The organism is Falsirhodobacter sp. 1013 (assembly GCF_051195255.1).
Classification (GTDB): domain Bacteria; phylum Pseudomonadota; class Alphaproteobacteria; order Rhodobacterales; family Rhodobacteraceae; genus Falsirhodobacter.
Genome location: NZ_JBNJLK010000015.1, coordinates 1 through 22,331, shown reverse-complemented (window position 1 = coordinate 22,331; position 22,331 = coordinate 1). Strand labels below are relative to the sequence as shown.

Below are 22,331 nucleotides of genomic sequence, written 5' to 3'. Positions count from 1 at the left end.
CATACCTTAAGCGAAGGTCAGGCGGCCGGCGTCGCGGCGCGATTGCAGCCAGCCGATCACGCGGGCGGTGCGCGATGCGCGGCGCTTCTCGGCAGCCGTGGGGTTGGAAACGACATCGGCCTGATAGAAGCTGGGGCACAGCACGGCGGCATCCGCCACCTCGCCGCAGTTGCCGCAGCCGACGCAGGTCTGGTCGATCGCGGCCACCGGATCGTCGCGCAAGGGATCGCCCGTATCCTTGACTGAAAGCGAGGGGCAGCCCGACAGCCGCATGCAGGCGTGATCGCCGGTGCAGATATCCTCGTCCACGCCGAAGCGCGGCTTGACGGTGCGCTTGCCTTCCTTGGTGGCCTTGGCCAGCAGCGGCTTCTCGCGGCGCTGCTTGTTCAGCATGCATTCGGACGAGGCTACGATGACCTTCGGCCCTTCCTCCTGGCTGGCCAAAGCCTCTTTCAACGTGTCGCGCATTTCCGTCACGTCATAGGTGCGGTCGATCTGGCGCACCCATTTCACGCCCATGCCCTTCACGGCATCGCTGATCGGGTTGTTCGTCTTGCGGCTTTTGTTGCGCGCGCGCGACGACAGCACGTCCTGCCCGCCGGTCGCGGCGGCATAGTGGTTGTCCACGATGACGATCACGCCGTCATGCTTGTTGAATGACGCGTTCCCGATCGAGGAGGTCAGCCCGTTATGCCAGAACCCCCCATCGCCGACGAAGCTGATCGACCGCTTGCCGTTCCTGTCGCGATTCTGAAGCGCCGAGGCGGAAGCTGGGCCCAGGCCGTAGCCCATCGTGGTGGACCCCAGATCGAAGGGCGGCATGATGGAAAACAAGTGGCAGCCGATGTCAGATGCGATGTGGTGTTCGCCCAGTTCCTGCTGCACCAGTTTCGTTGCGGCAAAGATCGGGCGTTCCGGGCAGCCGGTGCAGAAGCCCGGCGGGCGGCCCGGCAGCACGTTCGCAAGGTTCGGGATTTCCGTCTGCGCGGGCTCGTTCGCCTTCGACGTGGTGGGCGACAGCATGTTCGGCGCATGGTCGCGCAGGAAGGCCGCGATGCCGTCCACCAGCTTCTGGCCCGTGTATTCCCCTGCCATCGGCAGCGGCCCCTTGCCCATCAGCACCGTCTTGCGGCCCGCCTGGTAGAGCATGTGGCCGATGGCCTGCTCGATGAAGTTGGGCTGGCCTTCCTCCACGATCAGCACGGCCTCCTTGCCGTCGCAGAAGTCGAGGATCTGGCTGTCGCACAACGGATAGACCGCGTTCAGGCACAGGATGTGGATGTCCGTATCGCCATAGATGTCGGCCAGCCCCAGACGGTTCAGCGCGCGGATCACGCCGTTATAGGTACCGCCCTGCACGATCAGGCCGATCTTCGAGGCATCGTTGCCGAAGAATTCGTTTACGTCGTTCTCCAGCACGTAGCGGACGGCGTTGGGCCAGCGTTTCTCGACCTTTTCGTTTTCGTGCACGAAAACGGCGGGGGGCAGGACGATGCGGCCCAGATCCCGCTTGGGATTCTCCAGTGCCTCGGACACGGTCATGGGCGGTCGGCGGTTGTCGGCGGCGGTGAAATGGCCGTGGACGTGGCAGGATTTGACACGCATCTGCATCATGACGGGGGTGTTCGATGCCTCGGACAGGCGGAAGCCGTGGCCCACCGCCTGCACGATGGAGGTGAGGTTCGGGCGAGGGTCCAGGAGCCACATCTGGCTTTTCATCGCGAAGGCGTGGCTGCGTTCCTGCATGATGGAGGAGCCTTCGCCGTAATCCTCGCCCAGGATCACCAGCGCCCCGCCTGTGACGCCGCCTGAGGCAAGGTTCGCCAGCGCGTCCGAGGCGACGTTGGTGCCCACGGTCGATTTGAACGCCACCGCCCCGCGGATCGGATAATTGACCGATGCCGCCAGCATCGCCGCCGCCGTCGCCTCCGACGCCGAATTCTCAAAGTGGACGCCGTATTCGCCCAGCAGGTCCTGCGCGTCGGAGAAGACGTCCATCAGGTGGCTGATAGGCGAGCCCTGATACCCGCCGACATAGCCGACGCCGTTTTCCAGCAGGGCCTTGGTGACGGCCAGGATACCCTCGCCGCGGAAGGTGCCACCGGCACCCATGCGAAGCTGCTCGACCTCTTTCTTGAAGGAACGTTCTGCCATGGGGCTCTCCTTTGGCGTCAGTATTCGTGGTGGCGAATCGTCCTGAGGATTCGCGAAAGCGTCAGTGTGAAGGCCGCCCGTTCGTCGGGGGGGATGCCTTCGAACAGGCGCGCCTCGGCCCGCCGCATGGCGGGCCAGGCGCGGGCATGGACGGCGGCCCCGTCCGTGGTCAGGTGGATGCGCCGGACGCGGCTGTCGGTGGCGCATGCCTCGCGCCGGACAAGGCCCGCGGCCTCCATCGTATCGAGGGTGCGGCTGAGGGTCGATTGCTTGATGACCGTCAGCACCGACAGTTCGTTGACGGTGCGCGGCCCTTCCTGCGCGAGGACCGCCAGCGCGCGCATCTGCGGCACGCTGACGCCCTCGGCCGCGAGGGCTTCGGCGACGCCCGCATTGTAGCGCGCCATGATCCGGTTCAGCATATAGGGCGCAAAGCCCGCCAGATCGCGCGCCACGGGCGTCATGCCGGAACCAGTGCCAGCGCGCGAACGGGGCTGCCGGTGCCGTTCTCGATCTTCAGGGGGGCGGCGATCAGGATCGCGCCCTTGGGCGGCAGCTCCGACAGGTTCACCAGCGAAGCGAGACCGTAGCGGTTGTTGGCATGCAGCATGTTGTGCGCGGGATAGGGCGGCTCGAACCCGCCGGCGATGCCGGCATCGGTGCCGACGCATTCGGTGCCCCAGCCCAGAACCTTCTTTTCCATCAGGTAACGAATGCAGTCGGCCGAGGGTCCGGGCGTGTGGGGGCCGGTTTCGTCTGCGTTCAGATACAGCGCCTCGTCATGGTTGCGCTTGCACCAGTCGGTGCGCATCAGCACCCATTCGCCTTCCCCGATCATGCCATGCTGGGCCTCCCACGCCTTCACGCCGTCGGCGGTCAGCAGGAAGTCGGGATCGGCCGTCGCCTCGGCGGAACAGTCAATGACGTTTTCGGGGGCCACGAAGTTCTTCGGCGAGATGGTGTCGGTTGCCCCGTCGGGATAATCCTTGCCGGTGATCCAGTGGTGCGGCGCGTCGAAATGCGTGCCCGAATGTTCACCCAGCTTCAGCCAGTTCCACGCCCAGAACGGCCCGCGATCGCCATAGCGCGAGATCTGGTGGATCTCGATCGGCGGGGTGTCGTCGGCGAATTCGGGCGGCAGTTTCAGCAGGGGCGTCTTCGGCCCGAGCGTGGCCGCGCAATCGACGACGCGGACGTTGCCCGACAACAGGGCAGTCGCAAGCTCGCTCAGGCAGGTGGTGGCTGGCATTCCTTCGTTCTCCCATTGGACCATGTGTTCCTTGGTATATGCAAACGCATATTTTTGGCCTGCGGCAATCCTTTCCTGCATAGGTCTAGCGAAAAGTTGCGCATTTGATCAAATACCGGGCAGGGGTGCCGCGTTCCGCGGCATCGCGAAAGTCAGCGGGGCAGGACGGCCGTCGCCTCGATCTCCACCCTCGCCTCGATTTCCATCAGGGCTGCGACCTGCACCACCGCCATGGCCGGGAAGTGCCGCCCGATGACGCGGCGGTAATGCGCCCCGATCTCCTTCAGGCTGGAGAGGTATTCCTCGCGGTCGGTGATGTACCACGTCAGGCGCACGAGATGTTCCGGCCTGGCACCCGCCTCGGCCAGCACGGCCACGATGTTTTCTAGCGTCTGCCCGAACTGGCCGGCAAGGTCGGCGTGTTCGAAGACCTGTTGGCCGTTCCAGCCGATCAGGCCGCCGAGCGCGACGACGCGCCCTTCGGCGGCCAGCATCCCGTTGGCATAGCCCTTGGCAGGTTTCCAGCCGTCCGGGTTCAGGAATTGGTGCGGGGTCATGCAAGCTCCGTCAGATGGTGGGCAAGGCCGGCGCGCATGTCGTCCGGCCAGGGGGCCGAGCGGCCTTGTTGAAGATCGTAATGCACCAGCGTGCCGCGCGCGCTGAAGCGCGGCTCGGTCCCGGTGCAGGTGATGAGGACATCGGCGGAACTGGTCCCGATCCGGGGGATCGTCAGCGCGAAGTCGATCCGGTCGCCAAGGCGCGAGGGCGCGTGGAAATCCACCTCGATCCGCGCCATCGGCACCGCGATCCGCTGCGTCAGCAGCGCCGCGAATTCGTGGTCCAGCGCATCGGTGAAGAAGCGTTCGATCACCGAGGACACCATCTCGAAGTAGCGGGGATAGAAGACGATCCCGGCGGCGTCGCAATGCTGGAACTCGACGATGCGGGTCTGGCGGAAGGTCATGGGTGTTTCCGGATGGCGGTCAGCGTCTCGATCGCGACGGCGATCTGCGCATCGTCAAGCGTTGCGAACATCGTCTCGATCCAGCCGCGATGCGCGCGGGCCATGTCCGCGATCGCGACATTTCCGGCCTCGGTCAGGCGGACCTGCCATGCGCGGCGGTCGCCGGGGACGGGCAGGCGTTCCACGTGCCCGTCCGCGACAAGGCGGTCCACCACCACGGTGACGTTGCCGTTGGACACCATCAGGTCCTTCGACAGGTCCGACAGGCGCAGCCCCTCGGGGTGGCGCGACAGGGCGGCCAGCACGTCGAAACGCGGCAAGGTCGTGTCGAAGTCGAGCCGTAGGCGTTCGCGCACCTCCAGCTCCACATGGCGGGTGGCCTTCAGCATCTGCAGCCAGAGGCGCAGGCGAAGGCGCGCGGCGTCGGTCATGTCTCTCCCCCGGAAATGGCGATGGTCTGGCCCGTGACCATGCCCGATCCCGGCCCGCAGAGCCAGAGCACCGCCTGCGCCACATCGTCCGGATCGACCAGTTTTCCCATCGGATTGGTGCCCGCCAGTGCGGCGCGGGCCTCGTCCTCGGACCGTCCCGTCTTCTCCATGATGCGCGCGACCGATGCGGCGGTCATCTCGGTTTCCATGAAACCGGGGCAGACGGCGTTGACGGTGATGCCCTCGCCCGCAAGTTCCAGCGCCACCGACCGGACCAGCCCCACCACCGCGTGCTTGGCCGCCGCATAGGGTGCGACATAGGCGTATCCCTTCAGGCCGGCGGTGGAGGCAACGGCGATCATCCGGCCCCCGTCGGTCATGGTGCGCGCCGCCTCGCGGAAGGTCAGGAAGGTACCGGTGACGTTCACGGCCAGCATCCGGTCCAGCGCCGCCTTCTCCGTGCGCTTGAAGGGTGCGGATTCCGATGCGCCCGCATTTGCCACGACGATGTGGAAGGGCCCGTGATCGGCGAACAGGGCCGCGACCTGCGCTTCGTCCGTCACGTCGCAGATGGCTGAGGTCAGGCCCGGCGCGTCGATGGGACGCCGCCCGCAGACGGTGACCGCGACGCCGCTGTCCGCCAGCGCGCGGGCGATCACCGCCCCTGCGCCCGACCCGCCGCCGGTGACGAGCGCGCGCTTCATCCGCGCGCCCGTTCGGCCAAGGTGTTGGCCTGACGGCGGCCACCTTCATAGGGTGCGGGCCATGCCTGTTCGGTATCGCCCAAGGCCACCGCCGCATGCAGCGTCCAGTAGGGATCGGCCAGATGCGGGCGGGCCAGCAGCACCAGGTCCGCCCGTCCCGCCATGAGGATCGAGTTCACGTGGTCAGGCTCGTAGATGTTGCCCGCGAGCAGCGTCGGCACGTCCAGCCCGTTGCGGATGCGGTCGCTGAAGGGCGCCTGGAACATGCGGCCGTAGACCGGCTTTTCTGCCTTGTCCGTCTGTCCGGAGGAGACATTGATCGCATCGGCACCCGCGGCGTGGAAGGCGCGGGCGACCTCCACCGCTTCCTCGGGGGTGACGCCCTCGTCGATCCAGTCATGGGCGGAGATGCGGACCGTCATCGGTTTTTCCGCAGGCCATGCCGCGCGCATGGCGTGGAACACTTCCAGCGGGAAACGCAGGCGGTTTTCAAGGCTGCCACCATATTCGTCGGTGCGGACATTGGTGATTGGCGACAGGAACGAGGCGAGGAGATAGCCGTGCGCCGCGTGCATCTCGATCATGTCGAAGCCTGCGCGGTCGGCGGATGTTACCGCCGCCACGAACTCTGCCGTCACCGCGTCCATGTCGTCACGGTCCATGGCTTTCGGCACGACGCTGACGGGCAGGTAGGGCAGGGCCGAGGCCGAGATCAGCGGCCAGCCCTCCGCGACCGGCTGGTCGATCCCGTCCCATGCCAGTTTCGTGGCCCCCTTGCGGCCGGCATGGCCGATCTGGGCGCAGATCTTGGCGTCGGTTTCCGCATGCACGAACGCGGTCAGGCGCGACCATGCCTGTTCCTGACCGGGGCCGATGCAGGGGCAGCCGGGGGTGATCCGCCCTTCGGGGCTGACGCAGAGCATCTCGGTGAAGACGAGGCCCGCGCCGCCCTTGGCGCGTTCGGCGTAATGCACGAAATGCCAGTCGGTCGGATTGCCGTCCACGGCCTTGTATTGCGCCATCGGGGATACGACGACACGGTTAGCCAACCGCATGTTCCGCAGCACGAAAGGGGCGAACATCGGTCGGCGGCTGCCATTGCCGCCGGCACTCTTTTGGAACCACGCTTCGGCCTCGGCCAGCCATTCAGGGTCGCGCTTGCGCAGGTTTTCGTGGCTGATGCGCTGGCTGCGGGTCAGCAGGGAATAGTTGAACTGCACCATGTCGAGACCGAGGTAACGCTCCACATCCTCGAACCATTCGGTGGAGTTGCGGGCCGCCGATTGCAGGCGGATCACGTCCAGCTTGCGTTCCTCCTGATAGGCTGCAAGATCGCCGCCCGCGGCCAGATGGTTGGCCAGGGCGATGGCGCTTTCAAGCCCCAACTTGGTGCCCGATCCGATCGAGAAATGCGCCGTGGCCGAGGCGTCGCCCAGAAGGACCACGTTGTCATGGTGCCATTTTTCGCAGATGACGCGCGGAAAGCTGATCCATGCCGACCCACGGATGTGGTTGGCGTTGGTCATCAGTGCGTGGCCGCCCAGATGCGCCGCGAAAACGCGTTGGAGGACGGCGATGCTGTCCTGCTGCGACATCGTGCCGAAGCCAAAGGCGTCGTATGTTTTATGGCTGCATTCGGCGATGAAGGTGGCGGTGTCGCCATCGAACTGGTAGGCGTGCGCCCAGATCCACCCATGCTCCGTCTTCTCGAAGATGAAGGTGAAGGCGTCGTCGAACTTCTGTTTCGTGCCAAGCCAGACGAACTTGTTGGCGCGCATGTCCACCTCGGGGCGGAAGGCATCCTCGAACCGGGCGCGGGTGCGGCTGTTCAGACCGTCGGCCGCGACGACGATATCGTGTTCCGCGCGGATGCGGTCAAATTCGGCATCGTCGACATTGTGCTTGAAGTGCAGCGTCACACCCAGTTCCCGCGCGCGGTCCTGAAGCAGCAGCAGCAGGCGCATCCGCCCGATGCCGCAGAACCCGTGGCCGGAGGTCGTGATCTCCTCCGCGCCGCGCACGACGCGGATGTCGTCCCAATAGGCAAAGCTTTCGCGGATCGTCGTCGCGGAAACCGGATCGTTCGCCGCCAGCGCGGCCAGCGTTTCGTCCGACAGAACGACGCCCCAGCCGAATGTGTCGTCGGCCGCATTGCGTTCATAAATGGTGATGTCATGCGACGCGTCGCGCAGCATCATGCTGATCGCGAAGTAAAGACCCGTGGGGCCGGCGCCCAGAACTGCGATTTTCATGGCATGGCTCGTGTTGCTTGATCTCGATTCACATTTGCCCATCGTCAAAACCATTGCAAGCTTAAAACATATATGCTTGAACTAATGACGGCGGCGCCTCGATGCCGCCCTGAAGGGGAGAGGAAAGATGACAAAGGCAGTGCCAGTCGTCACGCGTGGCAATGCGCTTGGAGGAGAAACCGCGCAATCGGGCGATGCCGTCCGCCGCAGCGGCGTCAGCCCGCAGAACACGCCCGCGACGAAGATCTGGTTCGGCAAGGTTTCCAACGAGCCGGGGCACCGTTCGCCCCCGCATCACCATGCCGAATGCGAAACGGGCGGCTATGTCCTGAAGGGCCACGGGCGCATCTATTTCGGTGAAGGGTATCGCGAGTTCGTGGACCTGCATGAAGGCGACTTTGTCTTCGTCCCGCCGATGATGCCGCATGTGGAAGTGAACATGAGCACGACCGAGGAACTGGTCTGGCTGACCTGCCGCACGCCGGACAATCTGGTCGTGAATTTCGATGACGTGCCGGACGAAACGCTGGAAGGCTATCACCGCGCTTGAGGGGAGGAATGGGATGAAACTGGCCAGATACGGTGAAAAAGGGGCCGAGCGCCCCGCCCTTGTGGACGATCAGGGGCGCTTGCGCGATCTGTCGGCGCGTGTGGACGACATCGCCGGCGCGGTGCTGTCGGCGGAGGGGCTGGCGCGTCTCGCCGCCATTGATCCCATCAGTCTGCCGCTGGTGGAGAAAGGCGTGCGTCTTGGTGCCTGTGTGGGCGATGTGGGCAAATACCTGTGCATCGGCCTGAACTATGCCGACCACGCCAAGGAAACCGGAAAGGAGCCACCGCCCGAGCCGGTGGTCTTTGCCAAGGCGGTATCGGCCATCTGCGGCCCAAATGACGACGTGGAAATCCCGCGCGGGTCCGAAAAGGCCGATTGGGAGGTGGAGCTGGCCATCGTCATCGGCACGCGCGCCAAATATGTGTCCGAAGCCGAAGCGCTGGATCACGTCGCGGGCTATTGCCTTGCCAACGACGTGTCCGAACGCAGCTTCCAGTCCGAACGCGGCGGGCAATGGACCAAAGGCAAGAGCCATGACACCTTCGGCCCGCTGGGCCCTTGGCTGGTGACGAAGGACGAAATCGCCGATCCGCAGGATATCGGCCTGTGGCTGGATGTGGATGGTGTGCGGCGCCAGACCGGCAACACTCGCACCATGATCTTCGGGGTGGCGCATATCGTCAGCTATCTCTCGCAGTTCATGACGCTGGAACCGGGCGACGTGATCGCGACCGGCACACCTCCGGGCGTCGGCCTCGGGATGAAGCCGCCGGTGTTCCTGCGTGCGGGGCAGCGAATGACGCTGGGCGCCGACGGCCTTGGCACGCAATCGCAGCTGACGGTGCAGGCATGAACGCGGCGGCGCTGCGGGCGGCGATGACCGATCTTTCGGGCCGCACCGCCATCGTCACCGGCGGCGCGCGCGGGCAGGGCGAGGCGGAGGTCCGCCTGCTGGCCGAATGCGGCGCGAAGGTCCTGATCTGCGACGTGCTGGAAGAAGGTGCTGCACTGGCGGAGGAACTGGACCAGCGTTTCCTGCGGCTGGACGTGACGGCCGAAGACGGCTGGGCCGAAGCGGTGGCGCTGGTGCGGGACTGGACCGGACGGCTGGATGTGCTGGTGAACAATGCCGGCATCATCAACCGCAGCCTGATCGCCGATACCGCACCCGAGGCGTGGCGGCGGGTGTTGGACGTGAACCTGACGGGGGCGTTTCTTGGCATCCGTGCCTGCGCGCCCTTGATGACGCAGGGGGGCAGCATCATCAACATCTCTTCCAACAGCGCGTTTTCGGGGCATTACGATCCGGCCTATACCGCCAGCAAATGGGGGCTGCGTGGCCTGACGCGGAGTGCCGCGATGGAATATGCGGGCGCGAAAATCCGCGTGAACGCCATCTGTCCCGGCCTGATCGTGACAAAGCTGAACGCCCATTCGCCGCATCTGCAGCCGATGATCGGCATGACCCCCGCCGCCCGCAGCGGCACCCCCGAGGAGGTCGCGCAGATGGTGCTGTATCTCGCATCAGACGCTTCGGCCTTTGTGACGGGCGAGGATTTCGTGATCGACGGCGGCTTCATCGCAGGTGCGGGATACCGCCGCGTGGCGGTGGAGACCGGAATCATCAAAGAGGAGCCGTAATGCCCTTCACCCTTTCCAAGCCAATGCGATTTGGCGATTGCGACCTGACCGGGATCGCCTATCATCCCGCCTACCTGTCCATGCTGGTTGATGTGAACGAGGCGATGTTCGCCTCTTTCGGGATCACATGGCAGGAGATCATGTTCGAGCGCGAGCTTGGCCTGCCCACGGTCACAATGAACATCGAATTCTATCGCCCTGCCGTCTATGGCGACGTTCTGACCTTCAATGTGAACGTGCGCAAGATCGGGAAAAGCTCTCTTGATCTGGAAACGGTCGTGACCGTGCGGGATGAACCGATCTGGAGCATCCGCCAGCGGATCGTCCTGACCTCCACCACCGATCACAAGTCGCGTCCCTGGCCGGACGACATCCGCGCCGGGCTGGAACGCTATCTGGAGGCGGCATGACGGGGCTTTTCATCCCGGATGCGGGCGAACGTCCGGTTCTTCTGACCGTTCCCGTCACGGGCGACACCTCGTCTGCGGGAACGGTGCTGGGCGGGTGGATCATGACGCAGATCGACCACGCAGCAGGGCGGGCGGGCCGCCTGTTTGCCGGGCCCTGCGTCATTCGCGCGATCCACGAAATGAACTTCCACGCGCTCCTGCGGGCAGGTGAGGATCTGGCGATCTTCGCGCGGATCGGAAAGACCGGACGGACGTCATTCCGACTTGAACTCGTTGGTATCGCGATGCTCGGAACGGCGGATCAGGCGACGATCGTTGATGCGGAAGCGACGATGATTTGCATCGATGCGAATGGGCGGCCTCAACCGATTAAAATCTAGTCATCCGCATCTTTCTTGCGAAGGTAATGCAAGAATCTTCTTGTCCAACGCATGAACCGACTGTCACACATCTTTTAAGATGCTTTTGATCAAAAAATATCCAATGATACGGGCACACCCGTGCATGACACACCCACGGAGGAATCGCCGATGATACGCTCCCTCATCCTCTCGGCAGGGCTGGCAATCGCCGCCTGCGGAACGGCACATGCACAGGCGTCCGACAACACGCTACGCTTTGCCTACAACCAGACGCTTGAAAGCCCGAACCCCTATTTCACCACGCTGCGCCTTGGCGTGATCATCGGGCGCAATGTATGGGACACGCTTGTCGCCCGGCAGGAGGACGGCACCTTCACGCCGCTGCTGGCGAGCGAATGGACCTGGACCGACGACACCACGCTGGACCTGACGCTGCGCGACGGCATCACCTTCCATGACGGCAGCACGCTGGAAGCCGATGACGTGGTGGAAACGCTGACCTATGTGTCGGACCCGCAGAACGGCATCGTCTCGCAGCAGATCGCCGGATGGATCGCCTCGGTGGAGAAGACGGGCCCGATGACGGTCCGCATCAAGGCCAAGTCGGCCACCCCCGCCGCGATGGAGTATCTGTCCACGCAGCTTGCGATCTTCCCCTCGGGATATTTCACTGGCCCGCGCGGCGCGACGTCGGCGCCACTGCCCGTCGGCACCGGCCCCTACCGTTTCGACAGCTATGCCCCCGGAGGCGAGCTGGTGCTGACGCGGAACGCTGACTATCTGGCCGACAGCCCCAAGGCCGGCGCCAGCATCGAGACGGTGTCGATCCGCATCGTGCCCGACATCCAGACCCAACTGGCCGACCTGATGTCAGGCGGCGTCGATCTGATCATGGGCCTGCCGCGCGACCAGGCCGACCAGCTTGGCATGATGCCCGGCGTCAGCGTCGTCAGCGGAGAGACAATGCGCATCGTCTTCTTGCAGATGAACACCACGGAAACGGGGCAGGCCGCGCTGAAGGATGTGCGCGTCCGACAGGCGATCAACCATGCCATCGACCGCAAGGCAATTGCCGAAAACCTCGTGGGGGAAGGCAGCACCGTCATCGACGCCGTCTGCTTTGAAGACCAATTCGGCTGCACGCAGGACGTGACCAGCTATGACTACGACCCTGAAAAGGCCAAGGCGCTGTTGGCCGAGGCGGGCGTCAGCGGGCTGACCGTTTCGCTTGCCGCCTATCGCGAGCGGCACATTTCCGAAGCGATCATCAACTATCTGTCTGATGTGGGCATCACGGTGCAACTGCAGTTCATGCAGCCTGCGGCGATGCGCGATGCGATGCGCGGCCACCAGATCGACATGATGCAGAACGCGTGGGGCGCCTATTCGATGTTCGACGCCTCGGCCACGGCGCCGACCTATTACGGCGGGATGCCCGACGACAACAACCTCGATCCCGAACTGAAGGCGGTATTCGAGGAGGCGGGCGTGACGATGGACCCCGAGAAGCGCAAGGAACTCTATGCTGTGGGCTTCAGGAAGATCGCGGCCGAAGCCTATGCGGTGCCGATGTTCACGCTGCCGATCTATTACGCCGGCGCCGAGGGGCTGACCTTCGAAACCCATCCCGACGAGATCCTGCGTTTCTGGGAAATGTCCTGGAAGTGATCCCGCACCCGGCGGCCCCATCGGGGCCGCCAAGGCAGACGGAGGCAACATGCTTATCTTTATCTTGAAACGACTGGGACTGGCGCTGATCGTGGCGCTGACGGTCTCGGTCATCGCCTTCGCGCTGCTGCGCGCCTCGGGCGATATCGCGACCGCGCTGGCGGGCGAGGGGGCGACCCCTGAAAGCATCGCCGTGATCCGGCAGACCTATGGTCTGGATCGTCCGGTGCCGGTCCAGTATCTGTCATGGCTCTGGGATGTGGCGAGGGGCGATTTCGGCCAGTCACTGTTCTTTCGCACCGACGTGGCGGGGCTGATCTTCGGCAAGATCGGCAATACGCTGATCCTTGGCGGTGCATCGCTGGTCATCGCGCTGACGCTTGCGATTCCGCTGGGCGTGCTGGCGGCGATTTATTCCGGCTCGCTCATCGACCGGGCGGTGACGATGTTCTCGCTCATGGGGCAGGCGTTGCCGTCGTTCTTTCTGGGCCTTGCTTTGGTGATGATCTTTGCGATCAAGCTGCGCTGGTTCCCCGCCTCCGGGGCGGAGGGTTGGCGAAACTTCGTGCTGCCTGCCGTGACGCTGGGGTATTACATCACGCCGCCCTTCATGCGTCTGGTGCGTGCAGGGATGATCGACGCGCTGAACACCGATTATGTCCGCACTGCTCGCGCCAAGGGCTTGCCCGCCCGCCGTGTCGTCTTCAAGCACGCGCTGCGCAACGCGCTGGTGCCCGTTGTGGGGCTGGTGGCGGTGCAACTGGGCCTGCTGATGGGCGGTTCGGTCGTGGTGGAGAGTATCTTCGCGCTCGATGGCCTTGGCTATCTTGCATACCAAAGCATCAGCTATCGCGATTTTCCGGTGCTGCAGGCCGTCGTGCTGCTGCTGTCGCTGGCTTATGTCGTGTTGACGCTGCTTTCCGACATCATCAACGCGTGGCTTGACCCACGGCTGAGGACGGCCTGATGACGATCGCAATTGCAAACCCCCGCAGTCGGTCGAAGATCTGGAACCACCCATCACTGGTGATCGGCCTTGTCATCATCGCGGCGATGATCGTCGTCGCCATCTTCGCGCCGCTTCTGGCCCCGCACGATCCCTATGTGCAGGACATCACACGCCGCGCCGTCCCGCCGGTCTGGTATGCCAAGGGCACGTGGGAGAACATCCTCGGGACCGACCAGCTTGGCCGGGATTACCTGTCGAGGCTGATCTACGGCGCGAGGGTGTCGTTGCTGATTGGATTCTCGGTCGTCGCCATCTCGGGCGTGATCGGTACGACACTGGGGCTGCTCGCGGGCTATTTTGGCGGGCGGGTCGATACGTTCGTGACGTTCGTGGTCACGGTGCGGCTGGCAATGCCGGTGATCCTCGTGGCCCTGGCCGTGGTCGCCCTGCTGGGCGGGTCGATCTGGGTCGTGATCGCGGTGCTGGGCCTGTTGAAATGGGACCGGTTCGCGGTCGTGGTGCGGTCCACCACACAGCAGATTCGCGCGCTGGACTACATCGCCTCGGCCCGGACGGCGGGGGCATCGACCTTCTGGATCCTGATGCGCGAGGTGCTGCCCAACATCGCCCCGCAACTGATCGTCATTGCGACGATCGAGGTGGCCTCGGCCATCCTGATGGAGGCCGCGCTATCCTTTCTCGGCCTTGGCGTGCAACCGCCGCTGCCCAGCTGGGGGCTGATGATCTCCGAGGCGAAAAGTTACATGTTCTTCAGCTTCTGGCTGATCGCCATTCCAGGCACGGCGCTGGCCACCCTTGTCTTCGCCATCAACCTTGCGGGCGACGGCCTGCGCGACATGATCACCCCGGAGAGAAGCTGATGACCGATCCCATCCTGTCGGTCCGCGACCTGCGTGTGGACCTGAAAACCCGCATCGGCACCCTGCATGCGGTGCGCGGCATCTCCTTCGACGTGGCACGGGGCGAGACGTTGTGCATCGTCGGCGAAAGCGGCTGCGGCAAATCCATGACCTCGCTTGCGCTGATGGACCTTTTGCCACGCGTGGCGAAACGCTCGGCGGGCGGCCTCACGTTCGACGGGCAGGACCTGACCCGTCCACGCATCGCGAGCAAGCTGCGCGGGCGCCGCATGGCGATGATCTTCCAGGAACCGATGACGGCGCTGAACCCCGCCTTCACCATCGGCGATCAGTTGGTGGAGGCCTATCTCTACCACACGGGCGGCAGCCGTGCGGCGGCCACGGACCGTGCGGCGCAGATGCTGGAAAAGGTCGGCATCGGGTCCGCGCGTTCGCGGCTCGGCCAATATCCGCACCAGCTTTCGGGTGGCCTGCGCCAGCGGGTGATGATCGCCATGGCGCTGATGACCGACCCCGAACTGCTGATCGCGGACGAACCCACGACCGCGCTCGACGTGACGATCCAGGCGCAGATCCTGCGGCTGCTGAAGGACCTGCAGCGCGAACTGGGGCTGGCGATCATCTTCATCACGCATGACCTTGGCCTCGTGTCCCGCATCGCGGACCGGGTGGTGGTCATGTATGCCGGCGCCATTGTCGAGGAAGGCACCGCACCGGAGATTTTCGACAGGCCCGCCCATCCCTATACCCGCGCGCTGATCGACTGTATTCCCCAGCCCGGCAAAACGGCGCGCGGGTCGCATCTGGGAACGATCCCCGGCGTCGTTCCGTCCCTGATCGGGCGGCAGGAGGGGTGCGCCTTCCGTGACCGCTGCGCCATCTCGCAAGCGGTTTGCGAGCGCACGGTTCCCGTTCACGGGCATGGCAGCCACCACTGGGCCTGCATCAAGGGGGAAGCAGCATGAGCTATCTTCTGGAAACCGTCGGCCTGACCCGCCGCTTTCAGGTCGCGCAAGGCATGTTTAAGCCCAAGGCGACGCTGCACGCGCTGAACGGTGTCGATCTACGCCTGAAGCGCGGCGAGGTGATGGGCATTGTGGGCGAATCCGGTTGCGGAAAATCGACGCTGGCCAAGATCCTGCTGAATCTGCTGGACCCTTCCGAAGGCAGCGTGAAGCTGGATGGCCGCAACATCGGCAGCATCGGCCGGTTGGAGTTCACCCGCCGCGTGCAGCCGGTGTTCCAGGACCCCTTCTCCTCGTTGAACCCGCGCAAGACGATTTCCGATATCGTGACCATGCCGCTGCGCGTTCACGGCATCGGCACCGAAGCCGACCGCCGCACCCGCGCGGCCGAGATCATGGATCTGGTCGGCCTGCCGGCCCGCTTCGCCGAACGGTATCCCAAAGAGCTCTCAGGCGGCCAGCGCCAGCGTGTCGCCATCGCCCGCGCACTGGTGATGAACCCTGAGCTTGTGATCTGCGACGAGCCGACCTCGGCGCTGGATGCCTCGGTGCAAAGCCAGATCCTGAACCTGCTGATGGACCTGAAGTCCGAACTCGGACTGACCTACGTGTTCATCTCGCACAACCTGTCGGTGGTGGAACACCTCGTCGATCAGGTGGCCGTGATGTATCTGGGGCGCGTGGTGGAGTCGGGCAGCACCGCGCAAGTGTTCGACGCGCCGCAGCATCCCTATACCCGCGCGTTGCTGGACAGCGCGCTGACCGTCGCACCGGGGCAGGGGGTGCCGGATATCGGCCTTGGCACCGCGTTTCCGAACCCGCTGGCGGTCCCCCCCGGCTGCCCGTTCGAACCGCGCTGCCCCCGCGCCTTTGCCGCTTGCCGCACGACGCGCCCGCAGCCCGTCGGTTTGACCGGCGGTGCGGCCTGCCTTCTGGCCCAAGAACCCCTGAAAGGTGCCGCATGACGCGTGAAACTGCCATTGCCGCAGCCTTGAACGAGCTGGATTCCGGCCGGTTCAAGGCCGATCTTGCCCGCCGGGTGGCGATGCCTACCGTATCGCGCGAGGAGGCGCACAAGCCCGATCTGCAACGCTATCTCGACGAGGAACTGGTGCCGGTGTTCGACCGGCTGGGCTTTGCGAGGCAGACCTTCCGCCGCGACGCCGCACCGGGGGCGTTCCTGCTTGCCAGCCGGATCGAGGATCCCGCCCTGCCGACCGTTCTGATGTATGGCCATGGCGACGTGGTGACGGGCGTTCCTGAACAATGGTCCGAAGGGTTGTCGCCGTTCGAGATGACCGAGCGCGACGGCCGCTGGTATGGCCGCGGCACGGCCGACAACAAGGGCCAGCACTCGGTCAACCTTGCGGCGCTGGAGGCTGTTCTTGCGGTGAACGGTCGCTTCGGCTTCAACCTTAAATACCTGATGGAGATGGGGGAGGAGTACGGCTCTCCCGCGCTGGCTGATCTGGTGGCCGACGAGGCCGAGGCGTTCGCGGCGGACATGCTCATCGCCTCGGACGGGCCGCGCATCGGGCTGGCGCAGCCCACGATCTTTCTTGGCGCACGCGGCGGGATGAACGTCCATCTGGAGGTGGTCGCGCGTGAAGGCTTCCACCATTCCGGCAACTGGGGCGGACTGCTGGCCAATCCGGGAGTGGAACTGTCGCATGCGATCGCCGCGCTGATCGGGCCCACGGGCGAATGCCTCGTGCCCGAACTGACGCCCGGCACCATCCCCGACGACGTGCGCTCCGCCCTTGCCCGCTGCACGATAGAAACGTCGCCCGGCGATCCCGAACTCGATGCGTGGTGGGGCGCGCCGGGCCTTTCGCAGGCCGAACGCGTTTATGGCTGGTCCACGCTGGAGGTGATGGAGATCGAGGTCGGCAACATCGCCAAGCCCCTTTACGCGATCCCCCCATGGGCGAAGGCGCGGTTGCAGCTGCGCCATCCGGTCGGCGTGGACACGGAGGCGGTGCTGCCCGCCATCCGGCGCAGGCTGGACGCGGCGGGCTTCCAGCGCGTACGGATCGTTCCGGCGCCGGATGCTTCCTTCCCGGCTAGCCGGTCCGACCTGAACAACGAATGGGTGCATTTCGTGGCCGCATCCATGCAGCGCACCACGGGGGAGGCGCCGGTGATCCTTCCGAACCTCGGCGGGTCGCTGCCCAACACCATCTTCACCGACACGCTGGGGCTGCCCACGATCTGGGTGCCCCATTCCTATCCAGGTTGCGGGCAGCACGGGGCGGACGAACACCTTCCCATCTCCATCGTGCGCGAGGGATTGGGGATCATGGCCGGCATCTTCTGGGATCTGGGGCATCGCTGATGGGATACTTCCTTTATCACTCCATCGGGACGTTCCCCGGCAAGACGCAGGCCGTCGACGCCGCACTGGGCGCCTTCACCGCGCAGTGGTGCGCGGAGGATGACAGCCAGTGGCCCGACGCCCTGCAACGGCGCGGGCGGTTCATCGACGGCTGGACGCAACTGATCGGCGCGCCCGCGGGATCGCTGACGCTCGCGGAAAGCGTGACCGGCGCGCTTTACACCCTGATGCGCGGCCTGTCCGAACATCGTCTGGCGGGGGGCGAGGTGCTGGTGGCGGCCGACTGCTTCCCCAGCCTGCATTTCCTTCTGGCAGAGCTTGGCCGCCGGATCGGCTTCACCCTGAAGACGGTCGCGCCGACGGATGGGCGCGCCTATGTGACCGACGATGACATGGTGGCCGCATGGGGGCCGCATGTCCGGCTCGCGCTGCTGACGTGGGTTACCTCCACCGCCTCGCATCGATGCGATCTGGATCGGCTGGTGGCGCATGGGCGGGCGATGGGCAGCCTGATCGGCGTGGACGTGACGCAAGGGGTCGGTATCCTGCCCTATGCGGCGACGGCGGATTTCACCGTCGGCTCCTCGCTCAAATGGCTGTGCGGGGTGCCGGGGGCGGGGGTGCTGCAGGTCATGCCCGATCTGCTGGCCGACTGCTCGCCCGAGTTTCGCGGGTGGTGGAGCCAGTCGAACCCGTTCTCATGGGATCTCGACGCCTTCGCCTTTGCGGATGACGCGCGACGGTTCGACAACGGCACGCCCAACATCCTGCCCGCCGTGGCGAGCCAGCCCGGGTTGGACTTCGTGATGGGGCAGGGGGTTGCCCGGCTGGCCGCGCACAACGCCGCGCTGACCGCTCGGCTGGTCGAGGGGATCGCAGGGCTCGGTCACGCCCTCGTCTCGCCCGCCGATGCGACGCAAAGGGGCGGCAGCGTCATGGTCTCCGTCGCTGACCCGGGGCTGGTGGACCGGCTGCGGGGTATGGGCCTTCACGCCGACATGCGCGGGACGGTGCTGCGCCTGTCTCCCGGTTCCGTCACCACGGCCGAGGATTGCGATCGGCTGCTGGCGGCGCTCGCGCCCACGCGGGTCGCCCCATGACGCGGTCGGGCGTCCTGACCCCCATCACGGGGCGGCAGACCATCGCCTCTACCGTCTATGACCAACTGCGCGCCGCGCTGATGGAGGGAATATTTGAAGCGGGCTCCAGCTTCCCCATCTCCGACCTCGCGGAGCGGTTCGGCACGTCCAACACCCCGGTGCGCGAGGCGCTGCGCCGCCTGACGGACGAGGGCGCGCTGGTGGAGGGCAAGTGGAACAGCGCTACTTTGCCGCCGCTGAGTGCGGAAAGCTATGCCGAGTTGTGCCTTGCCCGGCAAGTGGTGGAGGGCGGCGCGGCGGAGCTTGCCTGCCACCGGATGGACGCGGAGACGATGGCGCAACTGAACGACATCTCGGACCGTCACCAGCGCGCCCTGTTCGAAGGCCGGACCGAGGACATGGTCACCGCCAACAAGGCCTTCCACTTCCATATCTATCGCGCCGCGGGCAGCGAGATCCTGCTGCGCCAGATCGAGACGCTGTGGCTGCGTTCCGGTCCTTACACGCGATTTCTTGGCGAAAAGATGCGCGGGATGTTGAAGGGCGACGACACGCGGCATTATGGCCGCAACCATGACCGCATCCTCGATGCGCTGGTAACACGCGACGCCCCCGCCGCCCGCCACGCGATGATCGAGGACATCCGCGTCGTCCAGCACTGGATGAGCCATTTTCTCGACGACGATTCCCGCAGGACCGGCATGGTGCCGGATGTGCGACCTGAAGGTGATGCATGATGTTTCTCAAGACCCTGATGTTCGGCCTGACCTTTGCCGCATCCGTTTCGGCCGCATGCGCACAGGACACCCTGCGCGTCGGCGCCTATCCCGCCAACCCCCCGTGGGAGTTTAAGACCGAGACCGGTGCCTTCCAGGGCTACGAGGTGGACATCGTGAACGAGATCGCCCGCCGCATCGGGGCGGAGGTCGAATATCAGGGCCTCGATTTCCGGGCGTTGTTCGTGGCCACCGCGTCGCGGCGGGTGGACATGGTGATCTCCTCGCTGACCGTCACGCCCGAACGGTTGCAGGCGCAGGCATTCCTGCAGCCGTATGCCGCCGGGGCTCTCGGCATCGTGACGAAGGCGGGATCGGACATCGCGTCGGAAGGCGATCTGACGGGCAAGCGCGTCGGTTCCATCGCCACGTCCTTCGCCGAGACATGGGTGAAGGAGCGGGAGGCGGACCTGAAGCTCGGCAGCTATTCCAGCTATGACACCATCGCCAACATGCTGACCGACCTGCGCAGCGGCCGGATCGAGGCGGCGCTGAATGACGAGGTGGGCCTGCGCTATGCGGTGAAGCAGATGCCCGCGCTGGAAGTGGCCGCCGTGATCCCCACGGGCGAGGAGTTTGCGATCATGATGCCAAAAGGGTCCGATAAGGTGCAGGCCGCCAACGACGCCCTGACCGCGATGAAGGAGGACGGTACCATGGCCCGCATCTACCAGACGTGGTTCGGCACGACCCCAGCGGCGGACAGCCTGACCGTGACGCCCGCCCCCCTTCCTAAGGTCGAGTGATCCCGCACGATGGAAATCATCGACATCTTCTTCAACACCGGGGTGATGGCAAAGGCACTGCCCATCCTGCTGCAGGGGTTATGGAACACGCTCCTGCTTGGGGTGGTGGCCATCGTCTTCGGCGGCGCCTTGGGCGTGATCGTGTGCCTGATCCGCATGTATGCGGCAACGCCGCTGCGACTGCTGGCGGTCATCTACATCGACCTGCTGCGTGCCATTCCGGTGCTGGTGCTGCTGATCCTGATCTACTACGCGCTGCCCTTCGTGGGGGTGACGATGAACTCGTTCACCGCTGCCGCGGTGGCCCTGTCGCTGGTTCTGGCCGCCTATACCGCCGAGGTGGTGCGGGCCGGGATCGAGGCGGTGCCGAAGGGCCAGTTCGAGGCGTCGGCCGCCCTTGGCCTGTCCTTCGTGCTGACGATGCGCAAGGTGGTGCTGCCGCAGGCGATCCGCATGGTGATCCCGCCGCTCGCCTCCTATTCCGTGTCGATCATCAAGGACACGTCGCTGGCTTCGGTCGTGGCGATGAACGATCTGCTGAAGCAGGCGACAGACAGTCAGGCGCTGTTTGCCAACCCGTCGCCGCTGGTGCTGGCCGCCATGATCTATGTGGCGATCCTGTGGCCGCTGGTCCGCTTCACCAGCTGGATCGAATTGCGGTCCCGCCGCGCCTACGCACGATGAAGCGGGGCGGGGAAACAATCGCGCGTGGTGGCATAGGTCGGGCCGCCCATGCGCCCGACCGCATCGATTTGCGCAGGGTCGATCCGCAGCGCGTCGTCCACTGCGCTGCTCCGCACGAAGAGGGATACCACCTCGCCCAGCACGATGCCACGCGCAGGGCCGAGATCGATTTCCTGCAATAGACGGCATTCCATGGCGACGGGCGCGGCAAGGATGCGAGGTGAGGGGACGCGTGTTCCGTCGACGCAGTCGAGTCCGGCCCGATGCAACTTGTCGACGCCGGCAGCTGCGGGGCGGGCGCAAATCTCCATCGCCTTTACCAGCGCCACGTCGGCGATGTGGACGGTGAAAGCCCTTGTGGCACGGATGTTGGCAAGCGTGTTCTTGGGTTGCCCGTCGGGCCGCATCTCCACCCCGAAAGCAAGGGTGCCGGGATCATGGCTCAGCACGCCGAAGAAGCTGAACGGCGCGGCATTGCGCGTTCCGTCGGCATCGACCGTGGTGACGAAGGCTACGGGGCGCGGCAGGACGGCACCCGCCAAAAGCCGGTATCGCGTCGACGGATCGAGAGTCGTGAAGTCGAAGGAGGTGTAATCGTTCATCGCATTCCTCGGATTTCGCGGCGACTAACGTCGGGTGTCGTTGCATATCACACGATCCGCATGATGTTGGCACGGCAACACCCTGGCATCCGTGCAGACCTACGTCCAGCGGAACGGGCCGTAATCTGCTACCGGCAGAGGAGCATGTTTCCGCATCAGGCCGCCCGCAAGATCTGGGACTGGCAGGGTTCGGCGATCATGACTTCGCGCTCAACCTGTACCCCGCGCTAAGTTAGATCCGCGTGGACCACATCACCGTCAGCGCCTGCCCAGCCGAGACGCCGAGGGCCAAGACCGAGAACCGCCAACTCCACCTGCCACATCGAAGTTCGGTTTGAGGTATCGGAACGCGCCCCGGCCCAAGGGGGCGCGCGCCCGCCATCTTGCCGTGACAAGGACAGCTGGGATGATGGATTCACGGCCTGTGCCGAACTCGATCTGCCCGACGATGTGGGGCGGGCTTTCTTCGCGATGGACCTAGGTGTTTGATCCCACGGTTCAAAGGTGCGATCCCTTTCTATGGAATGGAAGGATGCCCTATGGGACAGGTTCGTCATGGAAGCGCCACGACCATGCACGCCGTCAGAGCGACAACACAACGATCGCAAACTTCACTCTCGCAGCGGAGGACTGAACTAGGCGTCAGTCCGAAGACGGTCGCGAAGTAGCGCAAACGCCAGGCGGTCGAGGATCTCACGATGGGGCCGAAGGAGCCACGTTCGACGATCCTGACGGAGGCTGAGGAGGCGGCGCTTGTCGCGGCGGGGACCGAGGCGAGACAGCTCCTTCCGGCCTAGGGTCAGGATGCATTGATTTGCGTTTTGCTGCGTGATTCACGGCTCCGAAAGCGGAGCGGTGACATGAGCGATCCTTTCTGGCTGACGGATGAGCAGATGGCACGTCTG

At 65.0% G+C, this 22,331-nt stretch carries 24 protein-coding genes and 1 pseudogene; 16 read left to right on the top strand and 9 right to left on the bottom strand.

The features are described from left to right. Positions 1-6: 6 nt before the first annotated feature. The 8 genes from ACSHZY_RS15560 to ACSHZY_RS15525 all read right to left on the bottom strand — a co-directional run bounded on the left by ACSHZY_RS15560 (position 7) and on the right by ACSHZY_RS15525 (position 7,754). On the bottom strand, positions 7-2,154 hold the full coding sequence (locus tag ACSHZY_RS15560; protein ID WP_435170677.1) for a thiamine pyrophosphate-dependent enzyme: 2,148 nt from the start codon (positions 2,152-2,154) through the stop codon (positions 7-9). Between the two features lie 17 nt (positions 2,155-2,171). After that, a complete protein-coding gene (locus ACSHZY_RS15555) occupies positions 2,172-2,618 on the bottom strand; it encodes a MarR family winged helix-turn-helix transcriptional regulator (protein ID WP_435170675.1) in 447 nt (148 codons plus the stop codon). After that, positions 2,615-3,403: a cyclase family protein gene (locus tag ACSHZY_RS15550; RefSeq protein ID WP_435170673.1), complete on the bottom strand. Its 789-nt coding sequence runs from the start codon at positions 3,401-3,403 to the stop codon at positions 2,615-2,617. The genes ACSHZY_RS15555 and ACSHZY_RS15550 overlap by 4 nt, the downstream gene beginning before the upstream one ends. Positions 3,404-3,555: 152 nt before the next feature. After that, the gene (locus tag ACSHZY_RS15545) at positions 3,556-3,960 is read right to left on the bottom strand and encodes a RidA family protein (RefSeq protein ID WP_435170671.1); all 405 of its coding nucleotides are present in this window, start codon (positions 3,958-3,960) and stop codon (positions 3,556-3,558) included. Continuing rightward, positions 3,957-4,367, bottom strand: a complete 411-nt coding sequence (locus ACSHZY_RS15540; protein ID WP_435170669.1) for an acyl-CoA thioesterase — start codon at positions 4,365-4,367, stop codon at positions 3,957-3,959. Before ACSHZY_RS15540 ends, ACSHZY_RS15545 begins: the two co-directional genes overlap by 4 nt. Beyond that, complete coding sequence (locus ACSHZY_RS15535; protein WP_435170668.1) at positions 4,364-4,798, bottom strand: MarR family winged helix-turn-helix transcriptional regulator; 435 nt, start codon at positions 4,796-4,798, stop codon at positions 4,364-4,366. Before ACSHZY_RS15535 ends, ACSHZY_RS15540 begins: the two co-directional genes overlap by 4 nt. Continuing rightward, the gene (locus ACSHZY_RS15530; protein ID WP_435170666.1) at positions 4,795-5,502 is read right to left on the bottom strand and encodes an SDR family NAD(P)-dependent oxidoreductase; all 708 of its coding nucleotides are present in this window, start codon (positions 5,500-5,502) and stop codon (positions 4,795-4,797) included. Before ACSHZY_RS15530 ends, ACSHZY_RS15535 begins: the two co-directional genes overlap by 4 nt. Continuing rightward, positions 5,499-7,754 (bottom strand): bifunctional salicylyl-CoA 5-hydroxylase/oxidoreductase, encoded by a 2,256-nt coding sequence (locus ACSHZY_RS15525; protein WP_435170664.1) that lies wholly within the window; start codon positions 7,752-7,754, stop codon positions 5,499-5,501. The genes ACSHZY_RS15530 and ACSHZY_RS15525 overlap by 4 nt, the downstream gene beginning before the upstream one ends. Positions 7,755-7,881: 127 nt before the next feature. On the opposite strand from ACSHZY_RS15525, the gene ACSHZY_RS15520 reads away from it, so the two are divergent. The 15 genes from ACSHZY_RS15520 (at position 7,882) to ACSHZY_RS15450 (ending at position 20,824) form a co-directional block, all read left to right on the top strand. Continuing rightward, a complete protein-coding gene (locus tag ACSHZY_RS15520) occupies positions 7,882-8,304 on the top strand; it encodes a cupin domain-containing protein (RefSeq protein ID WP_435170662.1) in 423 nt (140 codons plus the stop codon). Between the two features lie 13 nt (positions 8,305-8,317). Further along, entirely contained in the window at positions 8,318-9,160 is an 843-nt protein-coding gene (locus tag ACSHZY_RS15515; RefSeq protein ID WP_435170660.1) for a fumarylacetoacetate hydrolase family protein, read from the top strand. Continuing rightward, positions 9,157-9,948 carry an SDR family NAD(P)-dependent oxidoreductase gene (locus tag ACSHZY_RS15510; protein WP_435170658.1) on the top strand — a complete coding sequence of 264 codons (792 nt, stop codon included), beginning with the start codon at positions 9,157-9,159 and terminating at the stop codon, positions 9,946-9,948. The genes ACSHZY_RS15515 and ACSHZY_RS15510 overlap by 4 nt, the downstream gene beginning before the upstream one ends. Beyond that, on the top strand, positions 9,948-10,358 hold the full coding sequence (locus ACSHZY_RS15505; protein WP_435170656.1) for an acyl-CoA thioesterase: 411 nt from the start codon (positions 9,948-9,950) through the stop codon (positions 10,356-10,358). Before ACSHZY_RS15510 ends, ACSHZY_RS15505 begins: the two co-directional genes overlap by 1 nt. After that, complete coding sequence (locus ACSHZY_RS15500) at positions 10,355-10,738, top strand: acyl-CoA thioesterase (RefSeq protein WP_435170654.1); 384 nt, start codon at positions 10,355-10,357, stop codon at positions 10,736-10,738. Before ACSHZY_RS15505 ends, ACSHZY_RS15500 begins: the two co-directional genes overlap by 4 nt. A gap of 150 nt (positions 10,739-10,888) precedes the next feature. Further along, positions 10,889-12,388 (top strand): ABC transporter substrate-binding protein, encoded by a 1,500-nt coding sequence (locus ACSHZY_RS15495; RefSeq protein WP_435170652.1) that lies wholly within the window; start codon positions 10,889-10,891, stop codon positions 12,386-12,388. Between the two features lie 49 nt (positions 12,389-12,437). Further along, positions 12,438-13,355 (top strand): ABC transporter permease, encoded by a 918-nt coding sequence (locus ACSHZY_RS15490; RefSeq protein ID WP_435170650.1) that lies wholly within the window; start codon positions 12,438-12,440, stop codon positions 13,353-13,355. Beyond that, a complete protein-coding gene (locus tag ACSHZY_RS15485; protein ID WP_435170648.1) occupies positions 13,355-14,218 on the top strand; it encodes an ABC transporter permease in 864 nt (287 codons plus the stop codon). The genes ACSHZY_RS15490 and ACSHZY_RS15485 overlap by 1 nt, the downstream gene beginning before the upstream one ends. After that, entirely contained in the window at positions 14,218-15,183 is a 966-nt protein-coding gene (locus ACSHZY_RS15480) for an ABC transporter ATP-binding protein (RefSeq protein WP_435170646.1), read from the top strand. The genes ACSHZY_RS15485 and ACSHZY_RS15480 overlap by 1 nt, the downstream gene beginning before the upstream one ends. After that, entirely contained in the window at positions 15,180-16,148 is a 969-nt protein-coding gene (locus ACSHZY_RS15475; RefSeq protein ID WP_435170644.1) for an ABC transporter ATP-binding protein, read from the top strand. Before ACSHZY_RS15480 ends, ACSHZY_RS15475 begins: the two co-directional genes overlap by 4 nt. Next, a complete protein-coding gene (locus ACSHZY_RS15470; protein ID WP_435170643.1) occupies positions 16,145-17,518 on the top strand; it encodes a M20/M25/M40 family metallo-hydrolase in 1,374 nt (457 codons plus the stop codon). Before ACSHZY_RS15475 ends, ACSHZY_RS15470 begins: the two co-directional genes overlap by 4 nt. Beyond that, the gene (locus ACSHZY_RS15465) at positions 17,518-18,618 is read left to right on the top strand and encodes an aminotransferase class V-fold PLP-dependent enzyme (RefSeq protein ID WP_435170641.1); all 1,101 of its coding nucleotides are present in this window, start codon (positions 17,518-17,520) and stop codon (positions 18,616-18,618) included. Before ACSHZY_RS15470 ends, ACSHZY_RS15465 begins: the two co-directional genes overlap by 1 nt. After that, entirely contained in the window at positions 18,615-19,355 is a 741-nt protein-coding gene (locus ACSHZY_RS15460; protein WP_435170639.1) for a GntR family transcriptional regulator, read from the top strand. Before ACSHZY_RS15465 ends, ACSHZY_RS15460 begins: the two co-directional genes overlap by 4 nt. Further along, positions 19,355-20,140 carry an ABC transporter substrate-binding protein gene (locus ACSHZY_RS15455; RefSeq protein ID WP_435170637.1) on the top strand — a complete coding sequence of 262 codons (786 nt, stop codon included), beginning with the start codon at positions 19,355-19,357 and terminating at the stop codon, positions 20,138-20,140. Before ACSHZY_RS15460 ends, ACSHZY_RS15455 begins: the two co-directional genes overlap by 1 nt. A gap of 9 nt (positions 20,141-20,149) precedes the next feature. Beyond that, positions 20,150-20,824 carry an amino acid ABC transporter permease gene (locus ACSHZY_RS15450; protein ID WP_435170635.1) on the top strand — a complete coding sequence of 225 codons (675 nt, stop codon included), beginning with the start codon at positions 20,150-20,152 and terminating at the stop codon, positions 20,822-20,824. On the opposite strand, the gene ACSHZY_RS15445 is transcribed toward ACSHZY_RS15450, so the two are convergent. Beyond that, a complete protein-coding gene (locus tag ACSHZY_RS15445; RefSeq protein ID WP_435170633.1) occupies positions 20,812-21,426 on the bottom strand; it encodes a flavin reductase family protein in 615 nt (204 codons plus the stop codon). The genes ACSHZY_RS15450 and ACSHZY_RS15445 overlap by 13 nt on opposite strands. A gap of 539 nt (positions 21,427-21,965) precedes the next feature. Here ACSHZY_RS15445 and ACSHZY_RS15440 point away from each other — a divergent pair. After that, a pseudogene (locus tag ACSHZY_RS15440) lies at positions 21,966-22,187 on the top strand (IS481 family transposase); the annotation flags it as partial. Between the last annotated feature and the right edge of the window lie 144 nt (positions 22,188-22,331).

Coding starts and splice junctions, on each gene's coding strand:
- ACSHZY_RS15495 (WP_435170652.1), top strand. CDS start 10,889: ATGATACGCTCCCTCATCCTCTCGGCAGGGCTGGCAATCGCCGCCTGC.
- ACSHZY_RS15485 (WP_435170648.1), top strand. CDS start 13,355: ATGACGATCGCAATTGCAAACCCCCGCAGTCGGTCGAAGATCTGGAAC.
- ACSHZY_RS15545 (WP_435170671.1), bottom strand. CDS start 3,960: ATGACCCCGCACCAATTCCTGAACCCGGACGGCTGGAAACCTGCCAAG.
- ACSHZY_RS15505 (WP_435170656.1), top strand. CDS start 9,948: ATGCCCTTCACCCTTTCCAAGCCAATGCGATTTGGCGATTGCGACCTG.
- ACSHZY_RS15560 (WP_435170677.1), bottom strand. CDS start 2,154: ATGGCAGAACGTTCCTTCAAGAAAGAGGTCGAGCAGCTTCGCATGGGT.
- ACSHZY_RS15540 (WP_435170669.1), bottom strand. CDS start 4,367: ATGACCTTCCGCCAGACCCGCATCGTCGAGTTCCAGCATTGCGACGCC.
- ACSHZY_RS15525 (WP_435170664.1), bottom strand. CDS start 7,754: ATGAAAATCGCAGTTCTGGGCGCCGGCCCCACGGGTCTTTACTTCGCG.
- ACSHZY_RS15460 (WP_435170639.1), top strand. CDS start 18,615: ATGACGCGGTCGGGCGTCCTGACCCCCATCACGGGGCGGCAGACCATC.
- ACSHZY_RS15445 (WP_435170633.1), bottom strand. CDS start 21,426: ATGAACGATTACACCTCCTTCGACTTCACGACTCTCGATCCGTCGACG.
- ACSHZY_RS15490 (WP_435170650.1), top strand. CDS start 12,438: ATGCTTATCTTTATCTTGAAACGACTGGGACTGGCGCTGATCGTGGCG.
- ACSHZY_RS15530 (WP_435170666.1), bottom strand. CDS start 5,502: ATGAAGCGCGCGCTCGTCACCGGCGGCGGGTCGGGCGCAGGGGCGGTG.
- ACSHZY_RS15500 (WP_435170654.1), top strand. CDS start 10,355: ATGACGGGGCTTTTCATCCCGGATGCGGGCGAACGTCCGGTTCTTCTG.
- ACSHZY_RS15515 (WP_435170660.1), top strand. CDS start 8,318: ATGAAACTGGCCAGATACGGTGAAAAAGGGGCCGAGCGCCCCGCCCTT.
- ACSHZY_RS15535 (WP_435170668.1), bottom strand. CDS start 4,798: ATGACCGACGCCGCGCGCCTTCGCCTGCGCCTCTGGCTGCAGATGCTG.
- ACSHZY_RS15480 (WP_435170646.1), top strand. CDS start 14,218: ATGACCGATCCCATCCTGTCGGTCCGCGACCTGCGTGTGGACCTGAAA.
- ACSHZY_RS15470 (WP_435170643.1), top strand. CDS start 16,145: ATGACGCGTGAAACTGCCATTGCCGCAGCCTTGAACGAGCTGGATTCC.
- ACSHZY_RS15550 (WP_435170673.1), bottom strand. CDS start 3,403: ATGCCAGCCACCACCTGCCTGAGCGAGCTTGCGACTGCCCTGTTGTCG.
- ACSHZY_RS15555 (WP_435170675.1), bottom strand. CDS start 2,618: ATGACGCCCGTGGCGCGCGATCTGGCGGGCTTTGCGCCCTATATGCTG.
- ACSHZY_RS15510 (WP_435170658.1), top strand. CDS start 9,157: ATGAACGCGGCGGCGCTGCGGGCGGCGATGACCGATCTTTCGGGCCGC.
- ACSHZY_RS15465 (WP_435170641.1), top strand. CDS start 17,518: ATGGGATACTTCCTTTATCACTCCATCGGGACGTTCCCCGGCAAGACG.
- ACSHZY_RS15455 (WP_435170637.1), top strand. CDS start 19,355: ATGTTTCTCAAGACCCTGATGTTCGGCCTGACCTTTGCCGCATCCGTT.
- ACSHZY_RS15475 (WP_435170644.1), top strand. CDS start 15,180: ATGAGCTATCTTCTGGAAACCGTCGGCCTGACCCGCCGCTTTCAGGTC.
- ACSHZY_RS15450 (WP_435170635.1), top strand. CDS start 20,150: ATGGAAATCATCGACATCTTCTTCAACACCGGGGTGATGGCAAAGGCA.
- ACSHZY_RS15520 (WP_435170662.1), top strand. CDS start 7,882: ATGACAAAGGCAGTGCCAGTCGTCACGCGTGGCAATGCGCTTGGAGGA.